General features: G+C 70.0%; 13 protein-coding genes. 4 read left to right on the top strand and 9 right to left on the bottom strand.

Features of this window, described 5'->3' with window-relative positions; genetic code table 11:
- Positions 1-4: 4 nt before the first annotated feature.
- Genes AC1DK9_RS09280 through AC1DK9_RS09270 form a run of 3 tightly spaced genes read left to right on the top strand, consistent with a single transcriptional unit; the run spans position 5 to position 1,892 of the window.
- A complete protein-coding gene (locus tag AC1DK9_RS09280; protein WP_476915733.1) occupies positions 5-577 on the top strand; it encodes a TetR/AcrR family transcriptional regulator in 573 nt (190 codons plus the stop codon).
- Entirely contained in the window at positions 574-1,410 is an 837-nt protein-coding gene (locus tag AC1DK9_RS09275; protein WP_476915732.1) for an oxidoreductase, read from the top strand. The genes AC1DK9_RS09280 and AC1DK9_RS09275 overlap by 4 nt, the downstream gene beginning before the upstream one ends.
- Positions 1,407-1,892 (top strand): SRPBCC family protein, encoded by a 486-nt coding sequence (locus tag AC1DK9_RS09270; RefSeq protein ID WP_476915731.1) that lies wholly within the window; start codon positions 1,407-1,409, stop codon positions 1,890-1,892. Before AC1DK9_RS09275 ends, AC1DK9_RS09270 begins: the two co-directional genes overlap by 4 nt.
- Here AC1DK9_RS09270 and AC1DK9_RS09265 read toward each other — a convergent pair.
- The gene (locus AC1DK9_RS09265) at positions 1,889-3,346 is read right to left on the bottom strand and encodes a benzaldehyde dehydrogenase (RefSeq protein WP_476915730.1); all 1,458 of its coding nucleotides are present in this window, start codon (positions 3,344-3,346) and stop codon (positions 1,889-1,891) included. The genes AC1DK9_RS09270 and AC1DK9_RS09265 overlap by 4 nt on opposite strands.
- A gap of 171 nt (positions 3,347-3,517) precedes the next feature.
- Between AC1DK9_RS09265 and AC1DK9_RS09260 the strand changes: the two genes are divergently transcribed.
- Positions 3,518-4,057: a flavodoxin domain-containing protein gene (locus AC1DK9_RS09260; RefSeq protein WP_476915729.1), complete on the top strand. Its 540-nt coding sequence runs from the start codon at positions 3,518-3,520 to the stop codon at positions 4,055-4,057.
- On the opposite strand, the gene AC1DK9_RS09255 is transcribed toward AC1DK9_RS09260, so the two are convergent.
- The 8 genes from AC1DK9_RS09255 to AC1DK9_RS09220 all read right to left on the bottom strand — a co-directional run bounded on the left by AC1DK9_RS09255 (position 4,054) and on the right by AC1DK9_RS09220 (position 12,492).
- Positions 4,054-4,692 carry a hypothetical protein gene (locus tag AC1DK9_RS09255; RefSeq protein WP_476915728.1) on the bottom strand — a complete coding sequence of 213 codons (639 nt, stop codon included), beginning with the start codon at positions 4,690-4,692 and terminating at the stop codon, positions 4,054-4,056. The two genes, AC1DK9_RS09260 and AC1DK9_RS09255, sit on opposite strands and share 4 nt — an antisense overlap.
- A 251-nt stretch (positions 4,693-4,943) precedes the next feature.
- Entirely contained in the window at positions 4,944-5,564 is a 621-nt protein-coding gene (locus tag AC1DK9_RS09250) for an excalibur calcium-binding domain-containing protein (RefSeq protein WP_476915727.1), read from the bottom strand.
- 161 nt (positions 5,565-5,725) lie between these two features.
- On the bottom strand, positions 5,726-7,279 hold the full coding sequence (locus AC1DK9_RS09245) for an FAD-dependent oxidoreductase (RefSeq protein ID WP_476915726.1): 1,554 nt from the start codon (positions 7,277-7,279) through the stop codon (positions 5,726-5,728).
- Positions 7,276-9,489 (bottom strand): molybdopterin oxidoreductase family protein, encoded by a 2,214-nt coding sequence (locus AC1DK9_RS09240; protein WP_476915725.1) that lies wholly within the window; start codon positions 9,487-9,489, stop codon positions 7,276-7,278. Before AC1DK9_RS09240 ends, AC1DK9_RS09245 begins: the two co-directional genes overlap by 4 nt.
- Positions 9,490-10,887 (bottom strand): MFS transporter, encoded by a 1,398-nt coding sequence (locus AC1DK9_RS09235; protein WP_476915831.1) that lies wholly within the window; start codon positions 10,885-10,887, stop codon positions 9,490-9,492. It lies immediately after the preceding gene.
- Between the two features lie 176 nt (positions 10,888-11,063).
- On the bottom strand, positions 11,064-11,396 hold the full coding sequence (locus tag AC1DK9_RS09230; RefSeq protein WP_476915724.1) for a thioredoxin family protein: 333 nt from the start codon (positions 11,394-11,396) through the stop codon (positions 11,064-11,066).
- Positions 11,397-11,398: 2 nt separating this feature from the next.
- Positions 11,399-12,169 carry a cation diffusion facilitator family transporter gene (locus tag AC1DK9_RS09225; protein ID WP_476915723.1) on the bottom strand — a complete coding sequence of 257 codons (771 nt, stop codon included), beginning with the start codon at positions 12,167-12,169 and terminating at the stop codon, positions 11,399-11,401.
- Positions 12,166-12,492 carry an ArsR/SmtB family transcription factor gene (locus AC1DK9_RS09220; RefSeq protein WP_476915722.1) on the bottom strand — a complete coding sequence of 109 codons (327 nt, stop codon included), beginning with the start codon at positions 12,490-12,492 and terminating at the stop codon, positions 12,166-12,168. Before AC1DK9_RS09220 ends, AC1DK9_RS09225 begins: the two co-directional genes overlap by 4 nt.
- Between the last annotated feature and the right edge of the window lie 32 nt (positions 12,493-12,524).

Here is a 12,524-nt window from a genome sequence, read left to right as displayed (position 1 = left end):
CAGCGTGACCAACCGTTCAGACGAAATCATCGACGCGGCCTATGTGTGCTTTACCCGGCACGGCGCCCGCCGCACGACGATGCTCGACCTGGCAGAGCAGGCCGGCATGTCCCGTCCGGCGCTGTACCAGTACTTCCGCAGCAAGGAGGAAGTCTTCCGGGCGCTGGTGGAGCGGCTGCTGGCGGATGCCCTCGCCGCCTCCGAACGCGCGGCGGCATCCGAACCCCAGCCCACGGACCGGCTGGCCGGAATCCTGCTGGCCAAGCTGGGCTTGGTGATGCGGATCTGGCGGGACAGCCCGGCGCACGCCGCAGAGCTCCTGGGTGTCGACACCCGCGTATCCCTCGAAGCCCTCCAAGGCTACGACCAAGCCATGCTCGAGCTTCTTGCGCGCACCGTCCACGAGTCCTACCCGGCGGCGGACTCGCGCGAAGCCGCAGAGCTGCTGCTGGCCTTCACCCGCGGTCTGGAAGCGGGGGTTTCGGACCCCGCCGCGTTGCCTGACCGCCTCCGCCGCGGCGTCGACGTCTTCGTCGCCGGTCTCAACAGCCTCACCCCTACGAAGGAACAACCATGACTACAGCAATACTGATCACCGGAGCGTCCTGGGGCATCGGCCGGGCCGTAGCCGAACGGCTGCTCCGCCGGCCCGGGTTCACCGTCTACGCCACCGCCCGCCGGCCGGAAACGATCGAGGACCTGCGGGCGGCCGGGGCCAAAATCCTGGCGCTCGACGTCACCGACGAGACATCGATGGCCGCCGCCGTCCGCGCTGTCGAGGAACAGCACGGCCACGTCGGAGTCCTCATCAACAACGCCGGCTACGGCGAATACGGGACCATCGAGGAAGCGGAACTGGACGCTGTCAGGCGGCAGTTCGAGACCAATGTGTTCGGGTTTTCCCGGATGATCCAGCTGGTCCTGCCTGGGATGCGGGCGGCAAAGGCAGGCCGTATCATCAACATCGGCTCCATGGGCGGCCGGGTCACCTTCCCCGTCGGCGGGTACTACCACGCCACCAAGTACGCCGTGGAGGCCATCACCGACGCCCTGCGCTTCGAGACCGCGCCCTTCGGCATCCGCGCCTCCCTGATCGCCCCGGGCCTAATCCGCACCGGCTTCGGTGCCACCGCCGCCCGGACCCTGGCCGCCTCCGGGAAGCCGGCAGGACCCTACGCCGCCCTGCGGGCCGCCGCGGACGAACAGATGGCCACCTCCTACGCCTCGCCGGTCCTCGCAGCCGAACCCGACGCCGTCGCCAGCGCCGTTGAGCACGCCGTGACCTCGCGGCGCCCCCGGGACCGTTACACCGTCACCCCGGCCGCCAAGGCCATTGTCCAGTCCCGGCGTTTCCTGGGTTCGGGACTCTTTGACGCCTACCTCCGCCTGCAGTTCAGGAGCACCAAATGAACCCCGCCAGCCAGTGGCCCGCGCTCTTCGACCCCTCCAAGGCGCGGGTGTACGCCTACAACGAGCTCCGCACCCACCTTTCCCCGGAGCAGCTGTGGCCGGTGCTCGTCGAAGCGGCTGCGTGGCCCAGCTGGTACCGCAACGCCCGTGACGTGGACGTCCACGGCGGCGGAAGCCAGCTCTCCGACGCATCGACCTTTACCTGGACCACCTTCGGCCTGCGCGTGGCCAGCACGGTCCGCGAGTTCGTCCCGTTTAGCCGGCTGGCCTGGGAGGGCAAGGCGCGCGGGTCCTCCGGCTACCACCGCTGGGATCTGCAGCCTGCCCCAGGCGGCGGAACCCTGATCGTGACCGAGGAAGTCCAGGGCGGGTTCCTCGCACGGCTTCTCGGTCCGGCGGTGAAACGCAGCATCGAAAAGCAGCACCAGCACTGGCTCGAAGCCCTTGTCAGCACGGCGGAAACCCGCGCGGCAACCTCCTAGAACGGGTACGGCGCGATGTCCGGGCGGACGGTGAGCCACTGGATCTCGGTGAAGGACTCCATGTTGGCGTGGTGGCCGCCGATCCTTGAGCCGTTCCCGGAGTTCTTCGTCCCGCCGAACGGGGAGTTCGCCTCGTCGGAGACCGTCTGTTCATTGATGTGGACCTTGCCGGAGTCGAGCCGGTCGGCGATGGTCATGGCCATGCCGACATCGCCCAGGATGCCGATCGAGAGGCCGTATTCGTTGTCGTTGGCCAGCGCCACGGCTTCGTCGAGGGTGGAGAACTTCATCACCGGCGCCACCGGGCCGAAGATTTCGTCCTTCCACGCCGGGCTGTCCTCGGCCAGGTCCACCAGCACGGTGGGCTGGTAGAAGCGCCCGTCGTGGGTGCCGCCGGCGGCCAGCCGGGCGCCGGCTTGCACCGCGTCCTGGACGATGCCGTCCACCCGGTGCAGCTGGCGTTCATCAATCACCGGCCCCAGTGCCACGGTGCCGCTCTTCGGGTCGCCCACCGGCAGGTGGCCGGCTTTCTCGGCGAGGGCGGCGACGTAGTCCTCGTAGATGTCCTCGTGCACAATGTGCCGGCCGGCCGCCATGCAGATCTGGCCCTGGTGCATGAACGATCCGAACGCCGCCGCAGACGCCGCCTTGGCCAGGTCGGCGCCGGGCAGCACGATCAGCGCGTTGTTGCCGCCCAGCTCCAGGTGCGCACGCTTCAGCAACCTGCCGGCGGTTTCGCCGATCTTGCGGCCGGCCGCCGTCGAGCCGGTAAAGGCGATCACCCGGACCTCGGGGGCCTCGACGACGGCGGCCCCGATGTCCGCGCCGCCGGGCAGCAGCGAGAGCAGTCCCTGCGGTAGCCCCGCTTCCTCGAAGATTCGCATCACGCTCACGCCGCCGCAAACGGCCGTGCGGGGATCCGGCTTGAGCAGCACGGCGTTGCCGAGCGCCAGCGCCGGGGCGACGGCGCGGATCGAGAGGATCAGCGGAAAGTTGAAGGGAGCGATCACCGAAACCACGCCCACCGGCCGGCGCCGGGCAAAGGACCAGCGGTTTTCGTTGGAGGTGAGCACGTCGCCGGCCGGGAGCGAGGGCAGCGCGGAGGCGTCGTAGCATTCGTTGGCGGCGATGTGCGTTTCCAGCCCGGCTTTGGGCGGGATGCCGCCGGACTCGCGGACGATCCAGTCCTGGATTTCGGCGGCGTGCTCCTCCCAGAGCTGCCCGGCACGGCGCAGCACCGCGGCGCGGTCCTCGGGATTGCGGGCGGCCCATTCCTTTTGCGCCTTGGCAGCGGCCGCAGCGGCCTCCCGGACGTCCGCAACAGAGGCGACGCCGTAGCTGCCTAGGGTCTCCCCGGTGGCCGGTTCGACGGCGTCGCCGGTCCCTCCGCCGCCGGTGCGCCAGCCGTTGAGGTAGATCTTGCCCTCCCAGAGGGCGGAGTCGAGCAGGGACATGTCCTGTCCTTTCATCGTGGGGCTGCGTGGTGCTCTCAGGTGCGGCCGTCCGCGGCGCCGAAAGCGCGCGGGCCGATCCCGTCCATCACATGCTGTGCCGCCGTCGCCGTCAAGACCCTCCGGTGACATTCGGCCCTAGCCGGGCGCCGGCCGGCGCCCGCACTGTGGACTATGGCCAACATTTACCTTCCCTTCGGAACCGTGGAGGGCCAGACCGCCCGGATCGCCGAGTACATCGCCTACGTCATCCGGGAACACGGCCACGAGGCACGAACCGCCGATCTTCAGACCGCGGGCGATGTCCTTCCGGAGGAATACGACGGCGTCATCGTCGGCGCCTCGGTCCATATGGGGAAGCACGAGGCGGCCGTCACCGACTTCGTCCGCACCAACAAGGCCGCGCTGGAACGGCTGCCCTCGGCGCTGTTCTCGGTCAGCCTCGCCGTGCTCGGGGACGAGGAGCGCGCGGAAGGCTACGTGGAGAAGTTCGAGCAGGAAACGGGCTGGCACCCGGCGCACGTTGGCTTGTTCGGCGGTGCCCTGCTGTACAGCGAGTACGGCTTTCTCAAACGGCACCTGATGAAACGGATCGTCAGCGGCCAGGGATCGCCGGACACGGACATGTCCCGCGACTACGTCTATACCGAGTGGGACGGCGTCCGGCGGTTCGCTGAGGATTTCCTGACCGGGTTGCCCGCGGCCGGCGCCTAGACGGCAGCGGTCGGAACGTTCTCCGACATTGTGCCCGCCCGGGCCATCCGGGCCGCCAGCAGGTAGACGGCTCCCGTGACCAGCGGGACCACGCTTGCCGCGGCGAGCGAGGCGATGGGACCGGACCTGCCGAGCACCGTGATCAGCAGCGGCAGCACGCCCACGGCCAGCAGCAGCCAGCCGGCCAGGGCAGTCCGTTTCAGGCCGAGGATGGCGGCCGGGAACGCGAGGGCGACGACGCCGACGGCCAAGACCGGTCCGTTCACTTCCTGGAAGCTGCGCGCCATTGTCGAATCGGCGGCAAACCACACGCAAAGCGCGACGAACGCCGCCGTCAGTGCCACCAGCAGGGGAGCGGCGCCTGCCGGCCAGAACCAGGCGATGGCCGCGAGGAACAGCACCGGCCCCGCCCAGCCCAGGAGCACCGTCAGGCCGGCCGAGCCGCCCGGTTCCTCCATGGCGTAGCCTCCGATGAAGGCCCCGCCGAAGACGGTGAACACGGCCATGAGCACTGCACCCGTCCTCGTCAGCGCTGCCGCCCGCCGCTGCGGGTCCTTCTGCCGCTTACTGACAATTCCCAGCACGACGGCGACCACGACGACGGCGACGACCGCCAGGATGATGGGGACCGACACGGGTGCCTCCTAGAGGGGTGAGAACCTGAGCCCATTGAAGCCGTGAGGTGCGGTGCGGGCCAAGGGGAGAAAGGCCCCGCTTGGGTGTGGGGAAGAAAACGCGCGGCCCGCAGGCCTGAACAGTTGGTCACGCCTTAACACGCCGCATTGCGGCTGTGCCCCGCTGGCTAAAGGGCCAACGGGGCACAGACGAAAGTCCCTGAAGTGGGACCTTAGATATCGGAAAGGCATAACCTTCCCGGCACGTGGGGCTATTTGTCGCAGGCCCAGCCGTCGCGATCTCGGTCCAAGTGCGTGCCATATCCCGGTTGGCCGATGTGAATGGGAGCAGCGCCGGCATTCCTGGCGGCCGTGCAGTTCGCGTAGTAGGGAGCCGCCGGAGGCGCGGGCGGGGCTACAACGACCGGCGGTGCCTTTACAACCGGCGGGGCTTTGACGACAGGCGGAGCTTTCACGACGGGCACGGGTGCCACGAGCTTGGCCGGAACCTTCGTCGGCGTAGGCGTCGGCGTCGGGGTGGGCGTCGGCGTGGCATCCGTCAGATGCCGGACACCCAGCTCCACCGTTGAGCCGTCGGCGACGCTGGCCCCGTCGGCGGGATTCTCGGTGACTACCTGCCAGTTCTTCTTGCTTAGGATCATTTTGCCGTCGTTCACGTCAGTGGCGTGGGCTTTCAGGCCGAGTCCCTCAAGCTGTTCCGTCGCCTTATCCAAGGTCAGGCCCACGACGTTGGGAACGGTTACGGCCGTCGGAGTGACTTCGGCTATAGCGGAGACCTTGGGCGTCGCGACCGATGGGGCGGCGGCCTGCTTGCCGCCGCAGCCGCTCATCATCAGACCGGCAAGCATGACTAAGGCGAGTGTTTTCTTCAAGATTTCCCCCTGCTACGGCGAGGCCAATAACTGTCGGAAGTGCGGATTCTTCCGAAGGGCTCGCTTGGACTAAGCTACCAGCGCTTCGCCGTCAGCTACGCGCACCATGCAGGATCGGAGTTGCGGCCATCAATTTGACGACGGAGGCATAGGTCAAGGCCCTACACCTCTGCCGCCTGGAAATGCTTCTCGATGATCCCCTTGATGTCCTCGTGGCAGCCGCCGCAGCCGGTGCCGGCGCGGGTCGAGGCTGAGACCTCGGCCAGCGTCCCGCAGCCATCGGAGACCGAAGCGGCGATCGCGGTCCCGCTCACCCCGGCGCACCGGCACACCGTGCGCTCCGGATCGGTAACAGCAGAAGCCGCCTGGTCCGGCCCATCGAGGCGCAGCAGCAGCGACCGGTCCGCGGGCAGCTCGGCGCCGCGCTCGAAGAGTTGCACCAGTTCCGCCGCGGTTCGGGGCATGCCCACGGCCACCAGGCCTTCCAACACCCCTGCGCGCGTGGTCATCTTGACGTAGCGGCCGTGCTCGGGATCCGCCCACTGCGCGACCTGCAGCCGCGCGCGGCCGACGGCTGCGCCCGCCGTCAAAGCCTCCTCGTCCCACGGCTCGGCAGACACTTCCCCGGCCACAGCCAGGGTCAGCCCGCGGGCCTTCAGCACCAGCACCCCCGGCTGTTCCGCCGCCAGCGGCGGCAAAGCTGCTGCTTCGGAGGAAGCACCGGCTGCCAGGAGAGCCAGGTAATGAGCCAGCCAATCGGCCTGCCGCCAGCCCGGTCCCACCAGCCCGGACGGGCCGCGTGCGCTCCGGCAGTCCACACATGACGGGTCGGGGCAGCGCACCTCGGCGCAGTCACCGATCGCGTAAACGCAAGGATCATGGTGCGCGTGGAGCCGGTGATCCACCAGAATGCCTGCCGCCGTCGGCAGTCCGCAGCCCTCCGCCAGTTCGATCCGCGGCCGGACACCGCAGGAGAGCACCAGCAAGTCGCCGTCGACCGCGGAACCGTCCGCCAGCAGCAGCGCGGAGAAGTCGCCGTCGGCCCCGGTCTCCACGGCAACCGACCGCGCATTCCCGGCCACCCGCACGCCGCAATTCCGCAGCGCCGCTGTGAGCACGGCGCCGCCTCCGCGGTCGATGTTGCGGCCCAGCGGGTGCGGGCCGTTGTGCACCACGGTCACGGTGGCGCCTTCCTCGGCCGCGGCCAGCGCCGTCTCCAGGCCCAGCACCCCGCCGCCGAGGACCACCACGCGCTTGCCGCCGTCCACCGCCCTCCGGAGCGCGGAGGCATCCGCCAGGTCCCGCAGCGCCGTCACTCCGGCGGGCAATACCGGGGCGGCCGGATCCGGGTTCAGCCCGGTGAGGTTGGGGATCACCGGGCGGGAACCGGTGGCGAAGACCAGCCGGTCGTAGCCGGGGGAGCTGCCGTCGCTGAGCAGGACCCGCTGCCGGGCCCGATCCACCCGCAGGACCCGGGTACCCAGCCGGACGTCCACGCCGTCGGCAACCAAAGCCGCCGCGTCCGCCAGCGCCAGGGCCCCGGCGGAGGTCCGGCCGACGCCGAGGTCCGCCACGAGAACCCGGTTGTACGCGGCTTCCCTCTCCTCGCCGACCACCGTCAGCTCCAGCATCCCGTCCCGCACCGCGGGCAGCAGTTCGTCGATCAAGCGCGCCGCCACCGGGCCGAAGCCCACCACCACAATGCGCTCCGTCATGGGGCACCTTCCATCTGTAGAACTTCGGCTTGCAGTTTTTGGTCCCGGGCGCCAGCCGTGGCCGGCCGCACCCATACTGCGCTGGTCTTGAAGTCCGGCATCCCGGAGTCCGGGTCCGTGGCCGCCTCGGTGAGCCGGTTGGCGCTCTCCAACCCCGGGAAGTGGAACGGCATAAACACCGTTTCGGGCCGGATGTCCGCGCTCAGTTCGGCCCGGCACACGACCTCGCCGCGGCCGTTGGCAACGGCGACGACGTCGCCCTCGGCGATGCCCTGCGCCGCGGCGGCCGCCGGGTGGATCTGGAGCCGGGCCTCGGGCCGGGCGGCGGCCAGGGCGGCCACCCGCCGGGTCTGGGCGCCGGACTGGTAGTGCTCCAGCAAGCGGCCGGTGACCAGGGTCATCGGCGCACCGGCGGGGCCTGCGCCCGCCTCCGCTGCCGGGGACGAACGACGGCGTGGAGCCACCGGGACGAATACCGCCCGGCCGTCCGGATGGGCGAAGCCGTCCCGGAACAGGCGCGGCGTGCCGGTGCTGCCGGAAGGATAAGGCCAGTAGGCTTCCTCGCCGCGGTCCAGCAGGGCGTAGTCGATCCCGGAGTAGTCGGCCAGGCCGCCGGCGGAGGCAAGCCGAAGCTCCTCGAACACGGTCTCCGGATTCTCGCTGAAGGTCGAGGGCGCATCCAGCAGCTCGGCCAGCCGGGTCATGATCCAGAGCTCACTGCGCACGCCGGGTGGGGGAGCGATGGCCCGGCGGCGGCGCAGTACCCGGCCTTCAAGGTTGGTGAGGGTGCCTTCCTCCTCGGCCCATTGGGTGACGGGCAGGATCAGGTCCGCCTCGGCCGCGGTTTCGGAGATGAAGAAGTCGCAGACCATCAGGAAGTCGAGGCTGCGCAGGCCTGCGATCACGGCATTGGCGTCCGGGGCGGAGACCGCCACGTTGGCGCCGTGCACGAAGAGGCAGCGCACGCCGTCGGGCTGTCCCAGGGATTGGAGCAGTTCGACGGCGGGGACGCCGGGGCCGGGAATCGAAGCCTCCGGCACGCCCCAGACGGACGCCACGTGGGCGCGCGCCGCGGGATCGGTGATCTTCCGGTAGCCCGGGAGCTGGTCCGCCTTTTGGCCGTGTTCGCGGCCGCCCTGGCCGTTGCCCTGGCCGGTGAGGGTGCCGTAGCCGCTGAGCGCCGAGCCCGGCAGGCCCAGCAGCAGGGCAAGGTTGACGGCGGCGGTGGCGGTGTCCGTGCCGTCCACGTGCTGTTCCACGCCGCGGCCGGTGAGGATGTAGCTTCCGCCCTGCCGGGCGCCTGCGGCAAGCCGGTGCGCGGTGTCCCGGATCAGCCCGGCCGGGACGCCGGTCAGGGACTGCACGCGCTCGGGCCAGTAGCCGGCGACGCTGCGCGCCAGCGCCGGGTAGCCCGAGGTGCGGTCCGCGATGAATTCCTCGTCCGCGAGACCGTCGTGGATCACCACGTGCGCCAGTCCGAGGAGCAGGGCCAGGTCCGTTCCCGGCAACGGCTGCAGGTGCAGGCCACCGCCATCGGCCGTGAACGCTGCCGTGGCGGAGCGGCGGGGGTCGACGACGATCAGGCCGCCGGCGTCGCGCGCCCCCTTGAGGTGCTGGACGAAGGGCGGCATGGTCTCGGCCACGTTGGAACCGAGCAGCAGGATGGTGCTGGCGGCGTCGAGGTCCCCCAGCGGGAATGGCAGGCCCCGGTCCAGGCCGAAGGCGCGCATCCCGGCCGCGGCAGCGGAGGACATGCAGAACCGGCCGTTGTAGTCGATCCGCGAGGTGCCGAGGGCCAGCCGGGCGAATTTGCCCAGCTGATAGGCCTTCTCGTTGGTGAGTCCGCCGCCGCCGAATACCCCGACGCCGTCCGGCCCGTACGCGGCGCGGGCATCCCGGACCGCGGCGGCGGCACGGTCCAAGGCCTCCTCCCAGCTGACCGGCCGGTGTACGCCGTCGGCGCCCCTCAGCAGCGGCTCGGTAACGCGTCCGGGGTGTTCCAGCAGCGACGCCGAGGTCCAGCCCTTGCGGCAGAGTCCGCCGCGGTTGGTGGGGAAGTCCCGGCCGGCTACCTCCAGCGGTGCCGGCGGCGGAACCTCCGCCGGAGGAGCCTCCGCCAGGGGAGCGGCTACCGGCGCAGCCGCAGCGGTCAGGGTCATGGCGCACTGGAGCGCGCAGTACGGGCAGTGCGTGGCGGCGCCGTCGGCCATCTAGACGTGTCCTTTTCCGTGGCGGGTGGCGGGGCGCAGGTAGCAGGCCCAGCAGACGGCCAGCATCACAAGGTAGGCGGCCACGAAGCCGTAGAAGGCCGGGGTGTAGGAGCCGCTGGCGGTGTTGGAGGCATTCAGGACCTGAGGGATCACGAAACCGCCGTAGGCGCCGATCGCGGAGATCAGGCCCAGCGCGGCGGACGCCAGCCGCTGGGTGTCCACCCTGCTGGCGCCGGACAGAGCTGCCCGGCTGTGCAGGGCGAAGATCACCGGGATCATCCGGTACGTGGCCCCGTTGCCGAAGCCGCTGGCGGTGAACAGCGCCAGGAACAGGACCAGGAAGAGCCAGAAGTTGCCCAGCGGCAGTGTCCAGACCATGGTCAGGGTGATGACGGCCATGGCGGCGAACGCGGTCACTGTCATCCGTGCGCCGCCCATCCGGTCGGCCATCCGGCCGCCATAGGGCCGGGCCAGGGAGCCGACCAGCGGGCCGAGGAACGCCAGGGACAGGGCCACCGTCCCGACGCCGATCGAGGAGAACGCGGGGAAGTAGTCCTTGATGAGCTTGGGGAACACGCCGGCGAAGCCGATGAAGGAGCCGAAGGTGCCGATGTAGAGCAGCGCCATGACCCACAGGTGCGGTTCCTTGACCGCGGCGAGCGAGCCGGCGACGTCGCCCTTGGCGCTGGTGAGGTTGTCCATGTACTTCCAGGCGCCGAAGGCCGCGAGCAGGATCAGCGGGATCCACATCAGCCCGGCCACCGGCAGGTTCACGGTTCCGGCGGCCAGGACGGTGATGGCGACCGGCACGGCGAGCTGGGCGACGGCCGCGCCCAGGTTTCCGCCGGCGGCGTTGAGCCCCAGCGCCCAGCCCTTTTCGCGGGCCGGGTAGAAGAAGGTGATGTTGGCCATCGAGCTGGCGAAGTTGCCGCCGCCGAAGCCGGCCAGGGCGGCCACGAGCAGCATGACGCTAAAGGGGGTGCCGGGGTTGCCGACGCACAGCGCCAGGCCGGTCGAGGGGATCAGCAGCAGCATGGCCGAGACGATGGTCCAGTTCCGGCCGCCGAAGCGGGGAACCATGAAGGTGTAGGGGATCCGGAGCGTCGCGCCGACCAGGCTGGGCATCGAGATCAGCCAGAAGATTTCGTTGCTGGAGAAACGGAAGCCGGCCGCGGGAAGCTGGACCACCACGATCGACCAGAGCTGCCAGACCACAAAGCCCAGGAACTCGGCGAAGATGGACCAGTTCAGGTTCCGCCGGGCGATGCCGCGGCCCAGGGATTCCCACTGGGCCTTGTTCTCGGCGTCCCAGTTCGCGATCCAGCGGCCCGGGCGGTACTCCAGCGCGGGTCCTCCGACGGCGGTGCGTGCGGCGGGCGCTGAGCCTTCGGAGACTATGGTGCGCTCGGTAGCGTCGTGCCCGGCGGCGGCGGTGTAAGGGTTCGGTGAGACGCCGGTAGCGGCGTCTGCAATGCGTTCAGCAGTCACGGGGACCTCCTTCGGGGTGTCCCTCAAAGCTAGGGACGCCGCGTTTCCGGGACCCTCGCGCTTTGTTAACGTGCTGTGACGTTTGCCTATCGGCGCCTTTGTTGCAGCGTGAGGCCGCGGCTCTTCAGCGCTTCAACGACCTGGTCAACGGTGGGCGCGCCCGCATGTCCGCCCGGCGTGGGGTAGATCCGGCAGGCGAGCTCACTGCTGGGCGCCCCGCCGGGGAAGATATCGGCCCCGTCTACGGTGATCGTGGGCGAACCGGCGAATCCGGTTCCGGCGGTGTCTGCCGCGGACTCGATGAGACGCAGGTGGACCGCGACGTCGTCGCGCCCCAGGGCGGCCAGGGCCGCTTTGACCCGTTCGAGCGCCCGCCTCGTGTTGGGGCAGTCGGCGATGTGGAGCAGTTCGAGTCTCATGCTCAGCCGTGCCTTGGCGGCATCGTGAGGGTGACAACTTTCGGTTCGGGACCGGATCCGCAGCCCTCGCAGCAGCCGGCAACATCGCCGGTGGCGGTCGCTACGGCGCCGGCGTCGCCGTCGTCGTCGGCCACGGTGTGGGGGAAGGCGCAGCAGGCGTCCCCACGCCACGCGTTGATGCCTTCGCGCACGGCGATCCCGGCGATGACCAGCGCCGCACCGGCGTCCGCCCACCACCATCCCAGCGTGCTGTTCAGGACGAGGCCGAGCAGCAGGACCGCGGAGAGGTACGTGCACAGCAGTGTCTGCTTGGAGTCTGCCACCGCGGTCCTGGAGCCGAGTTCCCGGCCGGCCCGGCGTTGCAGCCAGGACAGGACGGGCATGATGGCCAGGCTCAGGGCAGCGACGACGATACCCGGCGTGGAATGCTGCGCCTCGCCGCCTCCGGTCAGCGACCTGACCGAGTCCGCGGACACGAACAGTGCCAGGGCGAAGAAGGAGATCGCGATGATCCGCAGGGTCAGGTGCTCGCGCCGTTCCGGGTCTTTCGCGGAGAACTGCCAGGACAGGGCGACCGCGGAAGCGACCTCGATCACCGAATCGAGTCCGAAACCGACGAGGGCGGAGGAGTCCGCGAGGTTTCCCGCCCAGAGCGCGACGACGGCCTCAACGATGTTGTAGCTGATCGTCGCGGACGCGAACAGCCGGATGCGCCGGCTGAGCGTGGCACGCCGGGCGGCGGAAGGGGCGGACCGAGTTGTTGTTGCGGTCATGCCAGGCACGTCCCGTCAGGGGCACAGCAGGCGGGGTCCACTGCCAGCACGACGCCGAGCAGGTCCCTGATCGCGTGGCCCAGCCGGGCGTCGGCGAGTTCATACCGGGTCCGCCGGCCGTCCGGGGCGGCCACTACTAGGCCGCAGCCCCGAAGGCAGGTCAGGTGGTTGGACATGCTCTGCCGGGAGACTCCCAGGGAATCAGCGAGCTCCGACGGGTACGCGGCCGCCTCCGCCAAGGCCAGCAGAATCCGCGCCCGGGTAGGGTCGGAGACCGCGTAGCCGAACCGGGCGAGCACCGGGGCGTGGGTGAGGGTTTCCATCGACCCAAAATACATCTGCGCATGTATTCACG

It is taken from the genome of Arthrobacter sp. 01T414, assembly GCF_056398965.1.
The sequence above is the reverse complement of the archived record's forward strand: the minus strand, read 5'-3'. Positions and strand labels throughout refer to the sequence as shown.

What these genes read in the sequence shown, in the direction of transcription:
- AC1DK9_RS09240 (WP_476915725.1), bottom strand. Translation starts at nt 9,489, where the DNA reads ATGGCCGACGGCGCCGCCACGCACTGCCCGTACTGCGCGCTCCAGTGC.
- AC1DK9_RS09260 (WP_476915729.1), top strand. Translation starts at nt 3,518, where the DNA reads ATGGCCAACATTTACCTTCCCTTCGGAACCGTGGAGGGCCAGACCGCC.
- AC1DK9_RS09245 (WP_476915726.1), bottom strand. Translation starts at nt 7,279, where the DNA reads ATGACGGAGCGCATTGTGGTGGTGGGCTTCGGCCCGGTGGCGGCGCGC.
- AC1DK9_RS09225 (WP_476915723.1), bottom strand. Translation starts at nt 12,169, where the DNA reads ATGACCGCAACAACAACTCGGTCCGCCCCTTCCGCCGCCCGGCGTGCC.
- AC1DK9_RS09275 (WP_476915732.1), top strand. Translation starts at nt 574, where the DNA reads ATGACTACAGCAATACTGATCACCGGAGCGTCCTGGGGCATCGGCCGG.
- AC1DK9_RS09265 (WP_476915730.1), bottom strand. Translation starts at nt 3,346, where the DNA reads ATGTCCCTGCTCGACTCCGCCCTCTGGGAGGGCAAGATCTACCTCAAC.
- AC1DK9_RS09220 (WP_476915722.1), bottom strand. Translation starts at nt 12,492, where the DNA reads ATGGAAACCCTCACCCACGCCCCGGTGCTCGCCCGGTTCGGCTACGCG.
- AC1DK9_RS09230 (WP_476915724.1), bottom strand. Translation starts at nt 11,396, where the DNA reads ATGAGACTCGAACTGCTCCACATCGCCGACTGCCCCAACACGAGGCGG.
- AC1DK9_RS09270 (WP_476915731.1), top strand. Translation starts at nt 1,407, where the DNA reads ATGAACCCCGCCAGCCAGTGGCCCGCGCTCTTCGACCCCTCCAAGGCG.